The sequence below is a fragment of the Nocardioides imazamoxiresistens genome (assembly GCF_032378595.1).
Lineage (GTDB): Bacteria > Actinomycetota > Actinomycetes > Propionibacteriales > Nocardioidaceae > Nocardioides > Nocardioides imazamoxiresistens.
On record NZ_JAVYII010000002.1, the window covers coordinates 66,616 to 86,664 of the forward strand.

General features: G+C 73.5%; 19 protein-coding genes. 7 read left to right on the forward strand and 12 right to left on the reverse strand.

Annotated features, from left to right (window positions below; all coding sequences use genetic code 11):
* Positions 1-28: 28 nt before the first annotated feature.
* The 8 genes from RDV89_RS04380 to RDV89_RS04415 all read right to left on the reverse strand — a co-directional run bounded on the left by RDV89_RS04380 (position 29) and on the right by RDV89_RS04415 (position 7,343).
* Positions 29-331: an EthD family reductase gene (locus RDV89_RS04380; RefSeq protein WP_315731664.1), complete on the reverse strand. Its 303-nt coding sequence runs from the start codon at positions 329-331 to the stop codon at positions 29-31.
* 45 nt (positions 332-376) lie between these two features.
* A complete protein-coding gene (locus tag RDV89_RS04385; protein WP_315731666.1) occupies positions 377-2,047 on the reverse strand; it encodes a flavin-containing monooxygenase in 1,671 nt (556 codons plus the stop codon).
* A gap of 53 nt (positions 2,048-2,100) precedes the next feature.
* Entirely contained in the window at positions 2,101-3,066 is a 966-nt protein-coding gene (locus RDV89_RS04390) for an alpha/beta hydrolase (RefSeq protein ID WP_315731668.1), read from the reverse strand.
* Positions 3,067-3,209: 143 nt separating this feature from the next.
* Entirely contained in the window at positions 3,210-3,773 is a 564-nt protein-coding gene (locus RDV89_RS04395) for a hypothetical protein (protein ID WP_315731670.1), read from the reverse strand.
* Entirely contained in the window at positions 3,770-5,593 is a 1,824-nt protein-coding gene (locus RDV89_RS04400; protein WP_315731672.1) for an alpha/beta hydrolase, read from the reverse strand. The genes RDV89_RS04395 and RDV89_RS04400 overlap by 4 nt, the downstream gene beginning before the upstream one ends.
* Entirely contained in the window at positions 5,593-5,940 is a 348-nt protein-coding gene (locus RDV89_RS04405) for a hypothetical protein (protein ID WP_315731674.1), read from the reverse strand. The genes RDV89_RS04400 and RDV89_RS04405 overlap by 1 nt, the downstream gene beginning before the upstream one ends.
* Complete coding sequence (locus RDV89_RS04410; RefSeq protein WP_315731676.1) at positions 5,933-6,472, reverse strand: hypothetical protein; 540 nt, start codon at positions 6,470-6,472, stop codon at positions 5,933-5,935. The genes RDV89_RS04405 and RDV89_RS04410 overlap by 8 nt, the downstream gene beginning before the upstream one ends.
* 94 nt (positions 6,473-6,566) lie before the next feature.
* Positions 6,567-7,343 carry a hypothetical protein gene (locus RDV89_RS04415; protein ID WP_315731678.1) on the reverse strand — a complete coding sequence of 259 codons (777 nt, stop codon included), beginning with the start codon at positions 7,341-7,343 and terminating at the stop codon, positions 6,567-6,569.
* A gap of 105 nt (positions 7,344-7,448) precedes the next feature.
* Here RDV89_RS04415 and RDV89_RS04420 point away from each other — a divergent pair, with 105 nt between their 5' ends.
* Entirely contained in the window at positions 7,449-8,789 is a 1,341-nt protein-coding gene (locus tag RDV89_RS04420) for a M20/M25/M40 family metallo-hydrolase (protein WP_315731680.1), read from the forward strand.
* A 12-nt stretch (positions 8,790-8,801) separates the two neighbouring features.
* Here RDV89_RS04420 and RDV89_RS04425 read toward each other — a convergent pair whose 3' ends face one another.
* Complete coding sequence (locus RDV89_RS04425) at positions 8,802-9,026, reverse strand: DUF5703 family protein (protein WP_315731682.1); 225 nt, start codon at positions 9,024-9,026, stop codon at positions 8,802-8,804.
* A 94-nt stretch (positions 9,027-9,120) separates the two neighbouring features.
* Positions 9,121-10,080, reverse strand: a complete 960-nt coding sequence (locus tag RDV89_RS04430) for an aldo/keto reductase (protein ID WP_315731684.1) — start codon at positions 10,078-10,080, stop codon at positions 9,121-9,123.
* Positions 10,081-10,118: 38 nt separating this feature from the next.
* Here RDV89_RS04430 and RDV89_RS04435 point away from each other — a divergent pair, with 38 nt between their 5' ends.
* Positions 10,119-10,949 (forward strand): undecaprenyl-diphosphate phosphatase, encoded by an 831-nt coding sequence (locus tag RDV89_RS04435; protein WP_315731686.1) that lies wholly within the window; start codon positions 10,119-10,121, stop codon positions 10,947-10,949.
* Positions 10,950-10,961: 12 nt separating this feature from the next.
* On the opposite strand, the gene corA is transcribed toward RDV89_RS04435, so the two are convergent.
* Positions 10,962-11,939 carry a magnesium/cobalt transporter CorA gene (gene corA, locus RDV89_RS04440; RefSeq protein WP_315731688.1) on the reverse strand — a complete coding sequence of 326 codons (978 nt, stop codon included), beginning with the start codon at positions 11,937-11,939 and terminating at the stop codon, positions 10,962-10,964.
* Positions 11,940-11,993: 54 nt separating this feature from the next.
* Here corA and RDV89_RS04445 point away from each other — a divergent pair, with 54 nt between their 5' ends.
* From RDV89_RS04445 to mshC, 4 genes are read left to right on the forward strand one after another with little or no spacing between them, the layout of a single operon-like run.
* Entirely contained in the window at positions 11,994-12,689 is a 696-nt protein-coding gene (locus RDV89_RS04445) for an MSMEG_4193 family putative phosphomutase (protein ID WP_315731690.1), read from the forward strand.
* 9 nt (positions 12,690-12,698) lie between these two features.
* Positions 12,699-13,277: a DUF3090 domain-containing protein gene (locus RDV89_RS04450; RefSeq protein ID WP_315731691.1), complete on the forward strand. Its 579-nt coding sequence runs from the start codon at positions 12,699-12,701 to the stop codon at positions 13,275-13,277.
* Positions 13,274-14,065, forward strand: a complete 792-nt coding sequence (locus tag RDV89_RS04455) for an SCO1664 family protein (protein ID WP_315731693.1) — start codon at positions 13,274-13,276, stop codon at positions 14,063-14,065. Before RDV89_RS04450 ends, RDV89_RS04455 begins: the two co-directional genes overlap by 4 nt.
* A gap of 34 nt (positions 14,066-14,099) precedes the next feature.
* On the forward strand, positions 14,100-15,338 hold the full coding sequence (mshC, locus tag RDV89_RS04460; protein ID WP_315731695.1) for a cysteine--1-D-myo-inosityl 2-amino-2-deoxy-alpha-D-glucopyranoside ligase: 1,239 nt from the start codon (positions 14,100-14,102) through the stop codon (positions 15,336-15,338).
* 9 nt (positions 15,339-15,347) lie between these two features.
* Here the strand turns inward: mshC and RDV89_RS04465 are convergent, their stop codons facing one another.
* Positions 15,348-16,196, reverse strand: coding sequence for a PAC2 family protein (locus RDV89_RS04465; protein ID WP_315731698.1), 849 nt, complete (start codon positions 16,194-16,196; stop codon positions 15,348-15,350).
* A gap of 124 nt (positions 16,197-16,320) precedes the next feature.
* On the opposite strand from RDV89_RS04465, the gene metH reads away from it, so the two are divergent.
* The gene (gene metH / locus RDV89_RS04470) at positions 16,321-20,049 is read left to right on the forward strand and encodes a methionine synthase (RefSeq protein ID WP_315731700.1); all 3,729 of its coding nucleotides are present in this window, start codon (positions 16,321-16,323) and stop codon (positions 20,047-20,049) included.

Genomic DNA, 20,049 nt, shown 5'->3' on the forward strand with positions numbered 1-20,049 from the left:
CCCGGGTCGCGCGTCCCAGTGTTGCGCGTCACTCCTCGGACTCGACGAGGTGGACGCTCACCCCCGCCCCGGCGAAGTTGGCGAGGTCGGCGGTGCCCTGCTCGCCCTCCGGAGAGGCGAGCGAGGCCAGGCCGGTGTCGCGGTCGGGCCACTCGAGGGTCGCCACGACGAACGCCTCCGGGCGGCCGCCCGCGGGGTCGACGCACCGACCCCACGTGAACGACCGCAGGCCGGGCATCGCGCGGGCCAGCGGCGCGTGCACCTCGCGGTAGTGCCGGAGGAAGGCCTCGGGGTCCTCCGGGTGGGCGTAGACGACGAGGGCTCGGAACACGGTGGTCTCCTCCTGGGGTGGTGGGTGGGTCGGCGGGTCGCGCGGTCAGGCGCTGAGCTCGAAGCCCTTGTAGCCGGCGGCGGCGACCTCGTCGCAGACGTCCTGGTAGACCCCCACGCCGCCGACGTAGACCATGAAGACGCGCGGCTTCCCGGGCACGTTCGCGCCGAGGTACCACGAGTTCGCCTCCATGTGCAGGGTCCCGGCCGCGGACTCGCGGACGTGGTCGGTCCACTCCGCCTCGCTCGCGGGGTCGGCCTCGATCAGCGCCGTGCCGGTGGACTCGAGGTGCTCCAGGGCGGCGGCGATCCACTCGACGTGCTGCTCGATCGCGACGGCCATGTTGCTCAGCACCGAGGGGCTGCCCGGGCCGGTGATGGTGAAGAGGTTGGGGAACCCCGCCATCGCCAGCCCCAGGTACGACGTCGGACCGTCGCGGCACTTGTCCGCGAGGCGCTGCCCGTCGCGGCCGCGGATGTCCATGCCCAGGAGGGCGCCGGTCATCGCGTCGAAACCGGTGGCCAGCACGAGCGCGTCGAGCTCGTGCTCCTCGTCGCTGGTGCGCACGCCGGCCGGCGTGACGCTCTCCAGCGGCGTGCGGCGCAGGTCGACGAGGCGTACGTGGTCCTCGTTGAAGGTCTCGTAGTAGCCGGTGTCCATGCACGGGCGCTTGGTGCCGAACGGGAAGTCCCGCGGGCACAGGACCTCCGCCACCTCGGGGTCGTCGACCACCTCGCGGATCCGGTCGCGCACGAACTCGGCGGCGACGTGGTTGGCGTCGGCGTCGACCAGGAGGTCGTTGTACGAGGTGAGCACGGCCGTCACGGAGCCCTTGGACCACTGCTCGTGCAGGTAGCGCTCGCGCTCCTCGGCGCTGACCTCCAGCGCGGACCTCTCCGGCGGCGGCAGGGGCACACCGAACCCGGAGCGACGGGCCTCCTGGCGGATCTGCGGGTAGTTCTCCCGCACGTGCGCCACCAGGTCCGGGTCGATGGGGCCGTTGCGGGTGGGGACGGAGAAGTTCGGCGTGCGTTGGAAGACCGTCACCGACGCAGCGTCGCGGGCGACCTCGGGGACCAGCTGGATGCCGGACGAGCCCGTGCCGATCACCCCGACGCGCTTGCCGCTGAAGTCCACGTGCTCCTCGGGCCAGGCGCCGGTGTGGTACCACTCGCCCCGGAACGTCTCCAGGCCCGGCACCTCGGGCTGCTTCGGCGTGGACAGGCACCCGACGGCCGTGACGAGGAAGCGCGCCTCGAGCTCGCCCCCCGTCTCGCCCTCGGTCGAGACGCGCCACCGGCCCGCCGCCTCGTCGAACCGGGCGCCCGTGACGGTCGTGCGGAAGCGGATGTCACGACGCAGGTCGTGGCGCTCGGCGACGTGGCGCAGGTACGCGTGGATCTCGGGCTGCGAGGGGTACTTCTCCGTCCACTCCCACTCCTGCTCGAGCTCCGGGTCGAACGAGTACGAGTAGTGCATGCTCTCGACGTCGCATCGGGCGCCCGGGTACCGGTTCCAGTACCAGGTGCCGCCGACGTCCTCGCCCGTCTCGAGGACGACCGCGCTCAGGCCGAGGCCCCGCAGGCGGTGCAGCATGTAGAGGCCCGAGAAGCCGGCGCCGACGACGACCACGTCGTAGGTCGTCCGGGCGGTCCGGGCTGTCGGGTCGGTCGGGTCGGTCGGGTCGGTCGGTGTCGCCGTGCTGGTCTCGCTCATGGTGGTCCTCCGAGAATGTGGGTCCGTGGGCGTCGGTCGAGGGCGCGGGCGGGCTACCGCGTGGGCTCCTGGGTGGGCTGCTGGGCGGCGTCGGTGGCCGACTGGCGGGCGATCGCGTCCGCGACGTACGCCAGCGCGTCGTCGGCTCCGGGCAGCAGGTTCACCATCGTGAAGAAGCCGTGCATCTGCCCGTCGAAGCGGCGTGCGTCGACCGGCACACCGGCGGCCTCGAGCGCCGCGGCGTACGCCTCGCCCTCGTCGCGCAGCACGTCGTGCTCGGCGGTCAGCACGATCGCGGGCGGCAGGCCGCTCAGGTCCTCGGCGCGCAGCGGGCTGGCGTCGGGGTCGACGCGGGCGTCCACGTCGGGCAGGTAGTGGTCCCAGAACGCCACCATGGAGGCGCGCTCGAGCATCAGCTGGTTGGCGGGGTCGCGGTACGACGGGCGCTCGAGGTCGCAGTCGGTGACGGGGTAGACGAGCACCTGACGGGCGATCTCCGGCCCGCTGCCGTGGGTCGCACGGCGGGCCAGCACCGCCGCGAGGTTGCCGCCGGCGCTGTCCCCGGCGACCGTCAGCGGGACCCGGCCGCCCAACAGGTCGTCGCTGCGCTCGGAGAGCCACAGCAGCGCCGCCCAGGCGTCCTCGACGGCCGTCGGGAAGCGGTGCTCCGGGGCGAGGCGGTAGTCGACGAGGGCGACGGCCTGCCCCGTGCGCTCGGCCAGCCGGCGCCCCAGGGTCTCGAACTCCTCGACCTTGCCGATCACCCAGCCGCCGCCGTGGAAGTAGACCAGCAGTCCGGTCGGGCTCGGCGTCGGGACCAGGAGGAGCACGTCGATCTCGCCGTCGAGCACGGGCACCGACAGGGTCTCCGCGCGGTGCACGTCCGGCCCGGGTCCGAACAGGTCCTTGAGCCCCGCCGTGATCTGGCGCGCCTCCGCCGGGGTCTGCTCGTGCAGGGGTCGGCCGCCCTGCTCGGCCATCTGGGCCAGGAAGCTGCTCGTCGCGTCGTCGAGGGTCATCGGTCGTCCTTCCGAGGTGGTCCGCCGACGCGGGCCACCGTGACCCCCGTCACAAGGAGGCTGGACTAGACCTCGAAAAGATGTCAAGCATTGTTTTCATATGCATGGATAGGGGTGGCGAGAGGCGCGCGGCGGGCCGCGCGTCAGAGGCCCAGGTCGACGGCGGGGCGGTCGGCGATCTCGACCGCCGTGTCGTGGGAGGTGTCCACGCAGCCGCTGCGCACGACGAGCTGCCGCCCGCCCGCCCCGCTGCTGAGGTCGGCGCCCAGCGGGTCCTTGTCCGCCTCCAGGCCGGTGGGCCCCGGCTCGACCGTCCACCCCTCGGCCTCGAACGCGCCGGTCAGCACCTCGACCGTGCGGGCGCCGCCCGCCCGCAGGCTGCTGAGGTCGACCGAGGCGCGGTACTCCGCGCCGGTGTAGCGGGGACCGTCGCCGCAGAGCTGGTGGGCGCCGGTCCCGCCGCCGCGGGCGCTGCCGCCGAGCTCCTCGAGGGCGGCGCCCACCACCGCCCGCACGACCTCGTCGACCTCGGCGACGCGCGCGTCGTACTCCTCGACGGCGCTCGCGTCCGACTCGTCGCCGTCACCGCCGCCTCCCGCCGTGCAGCCGACGACCAGGCCGAGCACCACGAGGGCGACGAGGGTCCCGTGCAGGCGACGGCCCGGACGGGGGAGAGGAACGAGGGGTACGAGCGGACGGTGGCTCACGGGAGGATGCCTCTCGGGTCGAGGAGTCGGAGCAGGTCGTCGCCGTGCTCCACCAGCTGCTCGCCGGCCGACGCGGCCGACGAGCCGGCGATGAGCGCCGGCAGCGTGAGGGCGCCCGGCGCGGTACGCCCGTCGACGAGCGTGGGGTCGTTCCCCGTCGTGACGGCGGCGATGTTGGCCAGCGAGTCGGATCCCTCGTCGAAGTAGGACGAGTGGTTGGCGAAGAGGTCCTCGACGCGGTAGGAGCCGGGGTCGACCTCGAAGCGGTGGGCGTCGAAGTAGTCCTGTGCAGGATCGTGCCCCAGGCCGATCCGACCGGGGTTGCCCAGGTGGGTGATCGGGTCGTGCTCGGCGGCCCCCACCCACACGTTCCCGCTCGCGAGCAGGTCGGTGGCCTCGTCGTTCCCCTCGCCCGCGCCCGGGCTGCCGATCAGCACGAGGTCGTCCACGTCCATGCCCGCGGTCGCGGCGTACGACGCCGTCGTGGAACCGTAGCTGTGGCCGATGGCGGTGAGGTGCGCCCGGCCGCCGCCGTCCTCGCCCGCCTGCTCGTCGCTGGCCCGCAGGCCCGCCACGAAGTCCGCGAACCGGTCGCCTCCCGCGTTGGCGAACAGCTCGTTGGTGGTCATCAGGAGGTCCCCGGAGTCCTGCACCACGTCGAGGAGGTCGTCGGGGTTCCAGGGCTCGCCGCTCGGGGCGTTGTAGTCCAGCCACGCGATCGTGGCGACGGAGCGGTCGCCGTTCTGGGCGTCGGCCTCCGTGAGCAGACGGTCCATGCTGCTCACGTTGCCCGCCAGCGACGACTGCTCCGAGGTGACGCCCGGCACCAGCGCCGCTACGTCGTCGGCGAGGTCCGGGTCGCCCAGGCTGAGCGCGACGCCTCCATTGCCCCCGTGCTCGCCGGGCTTGTAGACGAGCAGGTTCGACAGGTGGTCGCCGGTGGTGACGTCGATGTCGTCGCGGTAATCGTCGAGGACGTCGCGCGTGCTGCGGGCGTTGGCGAGCTGGTCGGCCTCGTTGCGGGAGAGCTGGTCGTCGGCCTCCCGCTGGCCCAGGTAGTCGACGTCGCTGTACAGCGACGTCCGGTTCGCGACGTCGCGGTCGGCCACCGGGACGCCGTCGGCGTTGCCGACCAGCTGGGGGGAGTGGATCGTCAGCGCCTGACGCTCGGCCGGGTCCAGCCCGGCCCAGAAGCCGGCGATCGCCGTCGGGTCGCCCGAGTCGACCAGCGCTTGGAGGTCGTCGGCCAGTCCCGCGGCGTCCGTCCGGTCCGGGGCACGGGCGGCGTCGTCGCCCTCCGCGACGGTGTCGACCCGCTGCAGCGCGGCCACGACCTCCTCGTGGGCGCTGCGTGCGTCCGCCTCCCACTGCGCCACGCGGGCGCGGAGGTCGGCGGTCGCGCTCTGCAGCTGGCCCTGCTGCTGGTCGAGCAGGGTCGTGTCGGCGTCCGGCACCGCGTTGGCGGTGCGCCGGTCGGACTGGTGCGCCGCGACCTGGGCGTTGACGGCGTCGATCTCGTCGACGAGGGCGACGAAGCGCTGCTCGAGCGAGACGAGGGCGGCGGCGTAGGTGTCCATGGCCAGCGACCCCTGCTCCAGTGCGGCGACCCCCGCGTCGAGGTCCGCGACGACCACGGTCATCGCGTGGTCGGCCGCCTCCGAGGCCTCGCCCTCCCAGTCGGCGGGTCGGCCGCCGTCCTGGAGGCGCGTGTGGGCGTCGCTCACGTTCTCCGCCACGGCCCGCAGGTTGGTCGCGAGGGTCGTGGCGCGCTGGGAGGTCGAGGTGAGCTCGGCCGGGTACGCCACCGGGCCCAGGGTCATCAGGGCCCCGCCGGGGTGGGCGGCGGCACGTACAGCGTCGAGCCGCGGTACTCCCACGGCAGCAGCGTGCGCAGCTGCTCGAAGGTGACGTCGTCGACGGCCCCGTAGGCCCGCACGGCGTCGTCGAGCGCCTCGCTGTGCGCCTGGGCGCTCTGCGCCGTGCGCTTGACCTCGTCGACCCACGTCTCGCGGAAGGCCTCGGAGGCGGCCGCGACTGCCGGGTCCAGGTCGGCCAGGGAGGCACCGTGGAGGCGGTGCCACGCCCCGTCGAGGCCGTCGGCCACCTGGTCCCACTCGTCACGGGCGTCCTGGAGGGTGACCCAGGTGGCCTGCAGGTCCTCAGCCATCGCGCCGCGCCTCGGCCCGCAGGAGGTCCAGGTCGTCCGCGGCGACGACGACCGGAGGGCTCGCGACCACCAGGCTCGTCGCGGCCGCGCCGCTGCGCACCTCGAGGTCCAGCCAGCCGTTGCCGGCGCGCAGCACGACGACGTCCCCCGAGGGCCGGCCCCACACCCGCCACCCGCGCCGGTGCAGCTCGGCGCCCAGCCGGTGCTGCAGGGCGCGCGCCTCGGATCCGGCGAGGCCCCGCAGCGCCTTGCGGACGGTGAAGGCCCACAGGTCGCCGGCCGGACGCCAGGACCGCGTGGGGTCGGGGAGGTCGGGCGGCAGCAGCGGCCGCAGGGAGGCGTACGCCCGCTCGGTCGCGGCCGCCAGGCGCCGCAGGTCGTCCAGCCCGACGGCCGGCGCGGGGTCCGCAGCGGCGGCGGGGCGGGGCAGCAGGACGATGTCGACGTCGGGATGGCGGCGGTGGAACGCCGCGAAGAACGGCTCCTGCGCCAGCAGCTCGGCGGCCCGGCCCGGTCCGGAACGCTCGGTCATGGTGCTCTCCTCTCGTGGACAGCCCTCCCGGCGCCAGGTGTGCCCCCGCCGTCGGGACGGGAAACGTCCCACGGCCCGGGCCGGGCGCCGGGCCTCAGACGGCCGCGACCAGCGCGATGCCGCCCAGCGCGACGAGCCAGCTCGCCATGCTGCCGACGAGGAAGTACTCCGTGACGTCGCTGGGGCCGCCGTGCGGCGCCTGCCCGCGCCCGGGCGTGCGCAGCTCCGGGAAGCGGAGCAGCGCCTTGGCCGCGATGACCAGGGAGGCCGCCGTGAGGCTCCCCGCCACGCCCAGGCCGACCACGACGATGCGCTCCATCGGCCCGAGCACGCGACCGCCGCGCAGCTGCTTCTCGTTGTCGTGCGCGGGCACCCCCACCAGGTCGAGCAGGAGCCGCACCACGACGTTGGCGGTGGAGACCTGCACCAGGAGGACGCCCGCGACGACGAGGAGCCGCTCGGGGCTGGCCTCGGCCAGCACAGTGCCCTCCAGCAGCCGGTCGGCGCGACCCTCCGCGACCATGCCGGGTCCGCACACGACGGCCCCGACGAAGCCCAGCGCCAGCGCGGCGTACGCCGTCACGAACACCCCGCGCTCGCCCACCAGGCCGGGGGCGGGCGGGGGCGTGCTGCGCCGGGCCCGGCCCAGCGCGGTGCCGGAGGCCGGCACCCACAGGGCCACCGAGACACCGACGGCCAGCCAGCCCCACCAGCCCCGCCCCGCGGGGTCGCTGGCCAGGGCCAGCACGACCGTGGTCCACGCGCCGACGCCGGCCAGCACGAAGCGTCGCGCGCGGCTCGTCTCGTCGTGGTGGGCCCGGAACAGGTCGAGCGTGCCGAGCAGCAGCAGCCACAGCGCGACCCCGGTCACCGGCGCGTCCCCGTCGTGTCCCTCATGGCGCCCACTGTGCCGTGCCCCACCGACGGTCCGCGGTCGCGACACCGCCCGTCACGACGTGTTTGCGAGGATGGCGCCATGAGCGACGAGACGAGCAGTCCGGGAGCCGACGCGTCGTACGCCCCGCAGTACGACCCCGCCGCCGAGGTCGTCGAGCTGTGCCGCGACCTGATCCGCATCGACACCTCCAACTACGGCGACGACTCGGGGCCGGGGGAGCGCAAGGCGGCCGAGCACGTCGCCACGCTGCTGGACGAGGTCGGCATCGAGTCGCGCCTGGTCGAGGGCGAGCGCGGGCGCACGTCCGTCATCGCGCGCTGGGGCGGCACCGAGGGTGACCCGCTGCTGCTGCACGGCCACCTCGACGTCGTCCCCGCCGCGGCGGAGGACTGGCAGGTGCACCCGTTCTCCGGCGAGATCCAGGACGGGTACGTCTGGGGCCGCGGCGCCGTCGACATGAAGGACTTCGACGCCATGCTCCTCTCGGTCGTGCGCGCCCGCACCCGGGCCGGCGCGATGCCGCGGCGCCCGGTCGTGCTGTGCTTCACCGCCGACGAGGAGGCAGGCGGCCACAAGGGCGCCCAGGTCCTCGTCGAGCAGCACGCCGACGAGCTGGCCGACTGCACCGAGGCTGTCGGCGAGGTCGGCGGCTTCAGCGCCACGGTCCGTGGCCAGCGCGTGTACCTGATCGAGGCCGCCGAGAAGGGCATGGCCTGGATGAAGCTGACCGCCCGCGGCCGGGCCGGGCACGGGTCGATGGTCAACACGGAGAACGCGGTGACCGACCTCGCCGCGGCGGTCGCGCGGATCGGTGCGTACCAGTGGCCCGTCCGGCTCACCCCCACGATGGAGGTGCTGCTCGCCACCATCGGGCAGCTGGCCGGCAACCCCGCCACGCCCGAGAACGCCCCGGCGCTGGTCGACGAGTTCGGCAGCGCCGCCCGGATGCTCGGCAACGTCATCCGCAACTCGACCAACCCGACGATGCTGTCCGCGGGCTACAAGGTCAATGTGGTGCCGACCGAGGCGACCGCCCACGTCGACGGGCGCTTCCTGCCCGGCTTCGAGGACGAGTTCTTCGCCACGCTCGCCGAGCTGACCGGGGAGCACGTCGAGATCGACTTCGTCTCCCACCAGCAGCCGTGGGAGACGCCCTACGAGGGCCACCTCGTCGACGCGATGAGCCGCAGCCTCCTGGCGGAGGACCCGGGCGCCGTGGTCGCGCCGTACCTGATGAGCGGCGGCACCGACGCGAAGCACTTCCGGCGGCTGGGGATGCGCTCCTTCGGCTTCGCCCCGCTGCGGCTGCCCGCCGACCTGGACTTCACGGCGCTGTTCCACGGGGTGGACGAGCGCGTCCCGGTCGACGCGCTGGAGTTCGGCGCCCGCGTCTTCGACCGCTTCCTCGAGGAGGCCTGAGCCTCCGGGGCCTCAGCTGGCCCAGAGGGTGGGGCGCTGCCGAATGATCTTGCGGCGCACCACCACCCGGCGCACGCCGTCGGCCGCGATCCGCACCCGGTCCAGCTCCCAGCCCCCGTGCTCGGCCATCTCCACGAGGAGCTGGCGCACGGCGTTGCGCGAGAGGTGCCGCGACAGCACGACGTCGCGGAACTCCCACTCGACACCGCGCGAGAGCGGGCGACGGTCACGACTCATGGATCCACCTCCGGACGGCGGGGCGAGGGACGGGTCGATGGGACGATGGGACGATGGGACGATGATGCGACGGCCGGCGGGTGAGCCGGACGGGTCAGTCGAGGGCTGAGACGTCGTCCAGCGCCTCGTCGATCTCGGGCGGCAGGGTGCGTTCCTCCACGCCGAGCAGGCCCCGCAGCTGCTGCGCGGTCCGCGCACCGACGACCGGGGCCGTGACCCCGGGGCGGTCCCGCACCCACGCCAGGGCCACCTCGGCCGGCGTCCAGCCGAGACCGTCGGCGGCCTTGACGACCGCCTCGACGATCCCGCGGGAGCGGTCGTCGAGGTAGGGCTCGACGAAGGACGACAGGTGCGACGTCGCCGCCCGGGAGTCCGACGGGGTGCCCGTGCGGTACTTCCCGGTCAGGACCCCCCGGCCCAGCGGCGACCACGGGAGCACGCCCAGCCCGAGGGCGTCCGCGGCCGGCAGGACCTCAGCCTCCACGGCGCGGTTGAGCAGGGAGTACTCGACCTGGGTGGACACGGGCACCGCCCGGCCCGGGACGGCCGCCTGCCAGGTCGCCGCGCGCGCCGTCTGCCAGCCCGTGTAGTTCGACACCCCCGCGTAGAGCACGCGGCCGCTCGACACCGCGGTGTCTAGCGCGGCGAGGGTCTCCTCCAGGGGCGTGTCGTCCGACCACACGTGCACCTGCCACAGGTCGACCCGGTCGGTCCCGAGGCGTCGCAGCGTGGCGTCCAGCGTGGTGAGCAGCGAGCGGCGCGAGGTGTCCCGCGTCCCACGCCCGGCGACGTCGCGGCGGGCCCCGAGCCCGGCCTTGGTGGCGATCACGAGGTCGTCACGGGCCACCACGTCGCCGAGCAGGGTGCCCAGCAGGGTCTCCGAGGCCCCGTCGCCGTAGGCCGCCGCGGTGTCGACGAGCGTCCCGCCGGCGGCCGTGAACGCCGCCAGCTGGTCGCGGGCCTCGTGCTCGTCGGTGTCGCGGCCCCACGTCATCGTGCCCAGGCCCAGACGCGAGACCCGCAGGCCGCTGGCGCCGACACTTCGCTGCTGCATGCGGGTCAACCTATCCGGCACCGCTAGGCTCGCGCCCCGTGTGGGACTACTTCGAGGCCGTCGTCCTCGGTGTCATCCAGGGACTCACGGAGTTCCTCCCGATCTCGAGCTCCGCGCACCTGCGGATCTTCCCGGAGCTGTTCGGGTGGGGTGACCCGGGCGCCGCCTTCACGGCGGTGTGCCAGATCGGCACCGAGGTCGCCGTGCTCCTGTACTTCCGCAAGGACATCTGGCGCATCGCGACCACCTGGCTGCGCTCGCTGGTGCGGCCGGAGCTGCGTGGTGCCCTGGACGCGCGGATGGGCTGGTTCATCATCATCGGCTCGCTGCCGATCGTGGTGCTCGGCCTGCTCCTCGAGGACGCGATCGACACCACGCTGCGCAGCCTGTGGATCATCGCGACCACGCTGGTGGTCCTCGGCATCGTCCTGGGCGTCGCGGACCGCTACGGCCGCAACGAGAAGGACCTCAAGGACCTCTCGGTGCGCGACGCGGTCCTGATGGGCCTCGCGCAGGCCGCCGCGCTGGTCCCGGGCGTGTCGCGCTCGGGGGCCACGATCTCGATGGGACGGGCCCTGGGCTACGAGCGCGCCGTCACCGCGCGGTACGCCTTCCTGCTCGCGATCCCCGCGGTGGTCGGCTCGGGCGTCTACAAGCTCAAGGACGTCGGAGCGGAGCAGAACCTGTACGGCTGGGGCCCGACGATCGCGGCCACCGTGGTCGCCTTCGTCGTGGGCTACGCGGCCATCGCCTGGCTGCTGCGCTACGTCTCGACGCGCTCGTTCCTGCCCTTCGTGACCTACCGCGTCCTGCTCGGTCTGGGCGTCATGGGCCTGCTGTCGGCGGGCGTCCTCACCGCGGGCGGCTGAGGGCCCGCCGGCTCACAGCCAGCCGGAGCGCTTGAAGCGCCACCACAGGAACCCCGAGATCGCGGCCATCAGCACGATCGAGAGCGGGTAGCCGGCCGGCCAGTCGAGCTCGGGCATGTAGCGGAAGTTCATGCCGTACACGGCGGCGACCAGCGTCGGGCCGGCGACCAGCGCGACGGCGGCCGAGATCTTGCGCATGTCCTCGTTCTGCTGCACCGAGATCCGCGCCAGGTGCGCGTCGAAGGCGGCGCCGAGCAGCGTCTCCAGGCTCTCCACGTGGTCCGCGACGATGGCCACGTGGTCGGCCACGTCGCGGAAGTACGGCGCGGCGGCCGCGCCCACCTGGTCCACCTCGCCCGACGCCATCCGCCGCATGGGCTCGCGCAGCGGCATGATCGCGCGCCGGGCCTCCGCCAGCTCGCGCTTGAGCTGGTAGATCCGAGGCGAGTCGTCGGTGCGCTGCGGGGAGAAGACCGACGCCTCCACCTCCTCGACGTCGATCTCGAGGGAGTCGCCGACGTCGCCGTACGCGTCGACCACGTGGTCGCAGATCGCGTACAGCACCGCGGCCGGGCCGTGGCTGAGCACCGAGGCCCGCGCCTCCAGGTCCATCCGCACGCGGTGGATGTCGACGCCCTCGCCGTGGCGCACGTGCACCACGAAGTCGCGGCCGACGAAGACCGCGATCTCGCCGGTCTCCACGGCGTCCTGGTCGTCGACGTACCAGAGCGTCTTCAGCACGACGAAGAGCTGGTCGTCGTAGTGCTCGACCTTGGGGCGCTGGTGGGCCAGCACCGCGTCCTCCACCGCCAGCGGGTGCAGGCCGAAGTGCTGCGCGACCGCCTGCATCTCCTCGGGGTCGGGCTCGAGGACGCCCACCCACACGAAGTCGCCCGGCTCGCGGGCGGCGAGGACGCCCTCGAGGTCGCCGGCGGCGCAGCCGGGGTCGGTGCGGCGCCCGTCGCGGTAGAGCGCGTTGTCGACGATCACCCGCGCAACCTAGCGCGGTCGGTCGGCGAGGACCGGGAACCTAGGCTGGCCGCCATGGCCACCGTGATCCTCCAGCGCCACGGGCGTACCACCGCCAACGCCTCCGGCGTGCTCGCCGGCCGGCTGCCCGGCGTCCTGCTCGACGCGACGGGGGAGGAGCAGGCGGCGGCGGCCGCCGGCCGCCTCGCCGAGGTGCCCCTCGCGGCGCTCGTCACCAGCCCGCAGGAGCGGTGCCGCCAGACGATCGGGTACGCGGCCGCGCCCGGGCGCCCCGAGGCGCTCGTCGAGCCCGGTCTCGACGAGTGCGACTACGGGCAGTGGCAGGGCCGCCCGCTCCAGGAGCTGGCGAAGGAGGACCTCTGGTCGGTCGTGCAGCGCCAGCCCTCGGCGGCCGCTTTCCCCGGCGGGGAGTCGCTGCGCCAGATGCAGCACCGCGCGGTCGAGGCCGTGCGCCGCCACGACGCGGAGGTCGAGCAGGTGCACGGCGCGGGCGCGGTGTGGCTGGCCGTGACCCACGGCGACATCGTGAAGTCGGTGCTGGCCGACGCCCTCGGCCTCCACCTCGACCAGTTCCAGCGGCTGCACGCGGACCCGGCGTCGCTGACGGTCGTCCGTTACGGCACCGGCGGCGTCCAGGTCCTGCAGACCAACACCCACGCCGGGTCGCTGGCCTGGCTGGCGGGGCCCGCGAGGGCGCCGCAGGTCGGTGGTGGTGCCGGACCTGCGCCGGCGCCGGGAGCGGTCTCCTAGGCTGTCGCCATGCCTCCTGTCGTCCACCGGTTCGACCCGCCCGAGCGCTTCGTCGTGGGCACCGTCGGCGAGCCCGGCTCGCGCACCTTCTTCCTGCAGGCCCGCTCGGGCGCCCGGCTCGTCTCGGTCGCCCTGGAGAAGCAGCAGGTGCTGGCGCTCGCGGAGCGGGTCGACGAGCTCCTCGACGAGGTCATGGAGTCCGACGCGCACTCGGAGATCGTCCCCGCGCTCGCGCCGGTCGACCTGCGCGACGACGAGCCGCTCGAGCAGCCGATCGAGGAGGAGTTCCGCGCCGGCACGATGACGCTGTCGTGGGACCCCGAGGACGACCGCATCGTGATCGAGGTCTTCCCGTTCACCGAGGCCGCTGTCATCTCCCCGGGCCAGCCCGAGGAGGAGATCGACGAGCCGGAGCCCGAGGAGGTCCTGCTCGTGCGGATGGGCGCGGGCGCCGCGCGCGCCTTCGTCCAGCGCGCCGCGAACGTGGTCGAGGCCGGCCGCCCGACCTGCCCGTTCTGCACGCTGCCGATCGACCCGGCCGGTCACCTGTGCGTGCGCGCGAACGGGTTCCGGCGGCGCGCGGAGTGAGCGGTCCCCGCGGTCGGGACGCCGCGGCGCTCGAGGCCCTCGCGGACGGCGACATCGAGCTGCGCGGGCGCGTGATGCCGGCCTCCAACGCCACGTTCGTCGGGGAGGTCGGCGACCTCGAGGTCGTCTACAAGCCGGTGCGCGGCGAGCGGCCGCTGTGGGACTTCCCCGACCACACCCTCGCGAACCGCGAGGTCGCGGCGTACGCCCTCTCGGCCGCGACCGGGTGGGACGTCGTCCCGCCCACCATCCTGCGTGGCGGCCCGCACGGCACGGGGATGGTGCAGCGGTGGCAGACCACGGATCCCGACCAGGCGGCCGTCGACCTGGTGCCCGACGGCGAGGTGCCCGAGGGGATGCTGCACGTCCTCGACGGGCTGGACGCCGACGACCGGGCCATCTCGCTGGTGCACGAGGACACGCCGGCGCTGCGCCGCATCGCGGTGCTCGACGTCGTGCTCAACAACGCCGACCGCAAGGGCGGCCACGTGCTCGAGATGCCCGACGGGCACCGCTACGGCGTCGACCACGGCCTCTCGTTCCACGTCGAGCCCAAGCTGCGCACGGTGCTGTGGGGCTGGGCCGGCGAGCCGCTGCTGCCCGACGAGCACGAGGTGCTGGAGGCGCTCGCGCGCGACCTCGACGGCGGCCTGGGGGAGACGCTCGAGGACCTGCTCGCGATGGACGAGGTGGAGGCGACGCGCCGCCGCTGCCGCGCGCTGCTCGCCGCCGGCCGGCTGCCGCTGCCGCGCGGCGACGGGCCCGTCATCCCCTGGCCGCCCTTCTGACCGACCCGGGCGCGGGGTTCGTTAGGCTCGCCCCATGCGCGCCTGGGCCCTCCCCGACCTTCCCGAGCTGGCCGAGACGGGTCCGGCGGTCTCCCTCCACGACACCTCGACCGGCCGGCTGCGCCTGACGGAGCCCGAGGGGACGGCGCGTCTCTACGTCTGCGGGATCACGCCCTACGACGCGACCCACATGGGCCACGCGGCGACCTACGTCGCCTTCGACCTGCTGGTGCGCGCGTGGCGCAACGCGGGGCACGAGGTCACCTACGTGCAGAACGTGACCGACGTCGACGACCCGCTGCTCGAGCGCGCGACCAAGGTCGGCACCGACTGGGTGACGATCGCCGAGCGCGAGACGCAGCTGTTCCGCGAGGACATGGAGGCGCTGCGGGTCGTCCCGCCCGCCCACTACGTCGGGGCCGTCGAGTCCATCCCGTGGGTGGTCGAGATGATCGAGCGCCTCGCCGAGGCTGGTGCGATCTACCACGTCGAGGACGACCTGTACTTCTCCGTCGCCGCCGACCCGGCCTTCGGCCAGGTCTCGGGCGCCGACCGCGCCACGATGACGGCGTTGTTCGGCGAGCGGGGCGGCGACCCCGAGCGGCCCGGCAAGCGGGACCCGCTGGACTGCCTGGTCTGGCGCGCGGAGCGCCCGGGCGAGCCGGCGTGGGACAGCCCCTTCGGCCGTGGCCGACCCGGCTGGCACATCGAGTGCACGGCCATCGCGCTGCGCCACCTCGGCTCGACCTTCGACGTCCAGGGCGGCGGCAGCGACCTGGTCTTCCCGCACCACGAGATGTGTGCCTCGGAGGCGCAGGTCGCGGTGCCGGAGCGGCCGTTCGCGCGGGCGTACGCGCACGCCGGCATGGTGGCCTACGACGGCGAGAAGATGTCGAAGTCGCGGGGCAACCTGGTGTTCGTCTCCGCGCTGCGGCGCAGCGACGTCGACCCCATGGCGATCCGCCTGGTGCTGCTCGCGCAGCACTACCGCTCCGACTGGGAGTGGGTGGACGGCCTGCTGTGGCAGGCGGGCGAGCGCCTCGAGCGCTGGCGCCGCGCGGTCGCGCTCGGTGCGGGCGCCCCGGCGGGCCCGGTCGTCGAGGGCGTGCTCGCCGCGCTGGCCGACGACCTGGACGCGCCGAGCGCGCTCGCGTGCGTGGACGCGTGGGTCGACGCGACGCTCGGCACCGCGGACCTGGCCGACACCAGCGACCCGCAGGCCGGTGCGGCCGTGCGCGCGCTCGTGGACGCCGCGCTGGGCGTACGCCTCTGAGCCGACGCCTCAGGCGTCGTCGCCGCGGCGCTTGAGGTAGCGCTCGAACTCCCGCGCGATGGCCTCGCCGGAGGCCTCGGGGAGGTCGGCGGTGTCGCGGCTCTCCTCGAGCGAGCGCACGTACTCCGCGATCTCCTCGTCCTCGCCGGCGAGCTCGTCGACGCCGCGTTCCCAGGCGCGGGCGTCCTCGGGGAGGTCCTCCAGGGGGATGGAGGTGCCGAGGAGGTCCTCGAGCTGGCCGAGCAGGGCCAGCGTCGCCTTCGGGCACGGCGGGGCCGCGACGTAGTGCGGCACGGCCGCCCAGTACGAGACCGACGGGATGTCGAGGCGCACGCAGGCGTCCTGGATGACGCCGACGATGCCGGTCGGACCCTCGTAGGTCGACTCGTCCAGCTTGAGCCGGTCGACGAGCTCGGGCTCGCTGGCGCTGCCGGTCACCGGGATCGGTCGCGTGTGCGGGCTGTCGGCCAGCAGGGCGCCCAGGGTGATCACCATCGTCGCGCCGAGGTCGTCGCACGCCGCGAGCACCTCGGCGCTGAACTGGCGCCAGCGCATGTTCGGCTCCAGGCCGCGCACGAGGATGACGTCGCGCTCCATCCCCGGGGGAGAGGCGACGGCGATGCGGGTGGTCGGCCAGGTCAGGCGGCGCATCCCGTTCTCGTCGGTGCCGACGCTGGGACGGTTGACCTGGAAGTCGTAGAACTCCTCCGGGTCGATCGCGCCGACGACCCGCGCGCCCCACACGTTCATGAGGTGGTCCACCACGCCGCTCGCGGCGTCCGCGGCGTCGTTCCACCCCTCGAAGGCGGCGATCACCACGGGGTCGACCAGGCCCTCCACGTCGTCGATCTCGATCACCCGTCCAGGGTAGACGCCGGTCGCCGGCGCTCGCGTCGTGCCCGGGATTTCGCGGCCCTCCCGAGCCGGTGTCACGATGCGACACGCGTGTCCACGCCTTGGATCTGTGACGGAAGGTAGGTACGTGGCCGACTCCCAGCACCGCCCGGACTGCACCGACGAGCTCACCCGCGCGCTCCGCGAGCGCGTGCTGGTGATCGACGGTGCGATGGGCACGGCCATCCAGCGCGACCGGCCCGACGAGGCCGGCTACCGCGGCGAGCGGTTCGCGGACTGGCCGAGCGACCTCGTCGGCAACAACGACCTGCTGACGCTGACGCAGCCCGCGATCATCGAGGGCATCCACCGGGAGTACCTGGCGGCCGGCGCCGACATCATCGAGACCAACACGTTCTCCGCCAACGCGATCTCGTTGGGCGACTACGACATGGTCGAGCTCGCCTACGAGCTCAACGTGACCTCGGCCCGCCTGGCGCGCGCGGCCTGCGACGCGGTGGCGACGCCCGAGCGACCCCGCTACGTCGCGGGCGCCCTCGGCCCCACCACCCGCACCGCGTCCATCAGCCCGGACGTCAACGATCCCGGGGCGCGCAACGTGACCTGGGACCAGCTGGTCGAGGCGTACACGACGGCCGCCCGCGGCCTGGTCGACGGCGGCGCCGACCTCCTCATCATCGAGACCATCTTCGACACGCTCAACGCGAAGGCCGCGATCTTCGCGGTCCAGACGCTGTTCCACGAGCTCGGTCGGCGCTGGCCCGTGATCATCTCGGGCACGATCACCGACGCCTCCGGGCGCACGCTCTCGGGCCAGACCACCGAGGCGTTCTGGAACTCGGTGCGCCACGCCGACCCGCTGCTGGTCGGTCTCAACTGCGCGCTCGGCGCCAAGGAGATGCGTCCGTTCCTCGCCGACCTGGCGCGCGTCGCGGACACGTTCGTCTCGGCCTACCCCAACGCCGGCCTGCCCAACGCCTTCGGCGAGTACGACGAGGCGGCCGAGGAGACCGCGGCGATCGTCGCGGAGTTCGCGGACGCCGGGCTCGTCAACCTCGTCGGCGGCTGCTGCGGCACGACACCCGCCCACATCGGCGCGATCGCCCGTGCCGTCGACGGCGCCACGCCGCGCGAGGTCCCGACCCGGCCGTCCGCCCTGCGCCTGTCGGGTCTCGAGCCCCTCACCGTCGACGCCGACAGCCTCTTCGTCAACATCGGCGAGCGCACGAACATCACGGGCTCGGCGCGGTTCAAGAAGCTCATCAAGGACGGCGACTACGACACCGCGCTCTCGGTCGCCGCGCAGCAGGTCGAGAACGGCGCGCAGGTCATCGACGTCAACATGGACGAGGGCATGCTCGACGGCGTCGCGGCGATGGACCGCTTCCTCAAGCTGATCGCCTCCGAGCCCGACATCTCGCGCGTGCCGCTGATGGTCGACTCCTCCAAGTGGGAGGTGATCGAGGCCGGGCTGAAGTGCGTCCAGGGCAAGGCCATCGTCAACTCGATCTCGATGAAGGAGGGCGAGGAGCCCTTCCGTGAGCAGGCGCGCCTGGTGCGGCGCTACGGCGCCGCGGCCGTCGTCATGGCCTTCGACGAGCAGGGCCAGGCGGACACGCTGGAGCGGCGCAAGGAGATCTGCGCCCGGGCGTACCGGATCCTCGTCGACGAGATCGGCTTCGACCCCGACGACATCATCTTCGACCCGAACGTCTTCGCGGTCGCGACGGGCATCGAGGAGCACGCCGCCTACGGCACCGACTTCATCGAGGCCTGCCGGTGGATCCGCGAGAACCTGCCGGGCGCCCACGTCTCCGGCGGCATCTCGAACGTCTCGTTCTCGTTCCGGGGCAACAACCCGGTGCGTGAGGCCATCCACGCCGTCTTCCTCTTCCACGCCGTCCGCGCGGGCCTCGACATGGGCATCGTCAACGCCGGCGCGCTCGTCGTCTACGACGAGGTCGACCCCGAGCTGCGCGAGCGGATCGAGGACGTGATCCTCAATCGCCGCGAGGACGCCACCGAGCGTCTGCTGGAGATCGCCGAGCAGTTCCGCGGCAGCGGCGAGAAGGAGGAGGCCGCGGTCGACGAGTGGCGCTCCCTGCCGGTCGGCGAGCGGATCACCCACGCTCTGGTCAAGGGCAACGACGGCTTCGTCGAGGCCGACACCGAGGAGCTGCGCCAGGAGATCGCGGCCCGCGGCGGGCGCCCCATCGAGGTCATCGAGGGCCCGCTGATGGACGGCATGAACGTCGTCGGCGACCTCTTCGGCGCCGGCAAGATGTTCCTGCCCCAGGTCGTGAAGTCGGCCCGCGTGATGAAGAAGGCCGTGGCGTACCTGATCCCCTTCATCGAGGAGGAGAAGGCGAACGACCCCGCACTCGCCGCCAGCAAGGACACCAACGGCACGATCGTCATGGCCACGGTGAAGGGCGACGTGCACGACATCGGCAAGAACATCGTCGGCGTCGTCCTGGCCTGCAACAACTACGAGGTGATCGACCTCGGCGTGATGGTGCCGGCGCAGAAGATCATCGACGCCGCGCGGGAGCACTCCGCCGACATCATCGGCCTCTCGGGCCTGATCACGCCGAGCCTCGACGAGATGGTCGGGTTCGCGGGCGAGATGCAGCGCCAGGGCCTCGACATCCCGCTGCTGATCGGCGGCGCGACCACGTCGCGCGCCCACACGGCCGTCAAGGTCGACCCGCGCTACGAGGGCCCGGTCGTGTGGGTCAAGGACGCCTCGCGCTCCGTGCCGGTCGCCGCCGCCCTGCTGCACCCGCAGCGCCGCGGCGACCTGCTGGCCGACGTCAAGGTCGACTACGACGCGCTGCGAGCGCGCCACGCGGGCAAGCAGGACCGCAAGCTCGTCAGCCTCGAGCAGGCCCGCGAGCGGCGCACGCCGATCGACTGGTCGGACTTCGAGCCCGTGGCGCCCGCCCGGCCGGGCACGCACGTGTTCGAGGACTACCCGATCGCCGAGCTGGTCGACTACATCGACTGGCAGCCGTTCTTCAACGCCTGGGAGATGAAGGGACGCTTCCCGGACATCCTCAACAACGCGGCGACGAGGGACGCGGCCCGCCCGCTCTACGAGGACGCGCGGGCGATGCTCGACCGCATCGTCGAGGAGAAGTGGCTGACGGCGCGCGGCGTGATCGGCTTCTTCCCCGCGGCCGGGGTCGGCGACGACACGGTGCTGTACGCCGACGAGGAGCGCACCGAGGTCCGCGCCGTGCTGCACCACCTGCGCCAGCAGGGCGAGCACCGCGAGGGCGTCCCCAACCGGTCGCTGGCCGACTTCGTGGCGCCCGCCGAGACCGGCCTGCGCGACCACGTGGGCGGGTTCGCCGTTACCGCGGGCATCGGCCTGGAGGAGCGCGTGGCCGCCTACAAGGCCGACCACGACGACTACAACGCGATCCTGATCGAGGCGCTGGCCGACCGGCTCGCGGAGGCGTTCGCGGAGCGGCTGCACCAGCGTGTACGCACGGAGCTGTGGGGCCACGAGCCGGCCGAGCGGCTCGACAACGAGGACCTGGTCGCCGAGCGCTACCGCGGCATCCGGCCGGCGCCGGGCTACCCGGCCTGTCCCGAGCACACCGAGAAGCTGACGCTGTGGGAGCTGCTCGACGTCGAGGCGACGACCGGGATCACGCTGACGGAGTCGATGGCCATGTGGCCGGGCGCCGCGGTGTCGGGCTGGTACTTCGCGCACCCGCAGTCGCAGTACTTCGTCGTCGGCCGCCTCGGGCGCGACCAGGTCGAGGACTACGCCGAGCGCAAGGGCTGGAGCGTCGCCGAGGCGGAGCGCTGGCTCTCGGCCAACCTCGGCTACGACCCGGAGGACTGA

Excerpts from the sequence above, each read along its gene's own strand:
- RDV89_RS04450 (WP_315731691.1), top strand. The coding sequence starts at position 12,699 with ATGCCTCCTGTCGTCCACCGGTTCGACCCGCCCGAGCGCTTCGTCGTG.
- RDV89_RS04410 (WP_315731676.1), bottom strand. The coding sequence starts at position 6,472 with ATGACCGAGCGTTCCGGACCGGGCCGGGCCGCCGAGCTGCTGGCGCAG.
- RDV89_RS04430 (WP_315731684.1), bottom strand. The coding sequence starts at position 10,080 with ATGCAGCAGCGAAGTGTCGGCGCCAGCGGCCTGCGGGTCTCGCGTCTG.
- RDV89_RS04390 (WP_315731668.1), bottom strand. The coding sequence starts at position 3,066 with ATGACCCTCGACGACGCGACGAGCAGCTTCCTGGCCCAGATGGCCGAG.
- RDV89_RS04420 (WP_315731680.1), top strand. The coding sequence starts at position 7,449 with ATGAGCGACGAGACGAGCAGTCCGGGAGCCGACGCGTCGTACGCCCCG.
- RDV89_RS04385 (WP_315731666.1), bottom strand. The coding sequence starts at position 2,047 with ATGAGCGAGACCAGCACGGCGACACCGACCGACCCGACCGACCCGACC.
- RDV89_RS04400 (WP_315731672.1), bottom strand. The coding sequence starts at position 5,593 with ATGACCCTGGGCCCGGTGGCGTACCCGGCCGAGCTCACCTCGACCTCC.
- RDV89_RS04405 (WP_315731674.1), bottom strand. The coding sequence starts at position 5,940 with ATGGCTGAGGACCTGCAGGCCACCTGGGTCACCCTCCAGGACGCCCGT.
- RDV89_RS04425 (WP_315731682.1), bottom strand. The coding sequence starts at position 9,026 with ATGAGTCGTGACCGTCGCCCGCTCTCGCGCGGTGTCGAGTGGGAGTTC.
- RDV89_RS04445 (WP_315731690.1), top strand. The coding sequence starts at position 11,994 with ATGGCCACCGTGATCCTCCAGCGCCACGGGCGTACCACCGCCAACGCC.
- mshC (WP_315731695.1), top strand. The coding sequence starts at position 14,100 with ATGCGCGCCTGGGCCCTCCCCGACCTTCCCGAGCTGGCCGAGACGGGT.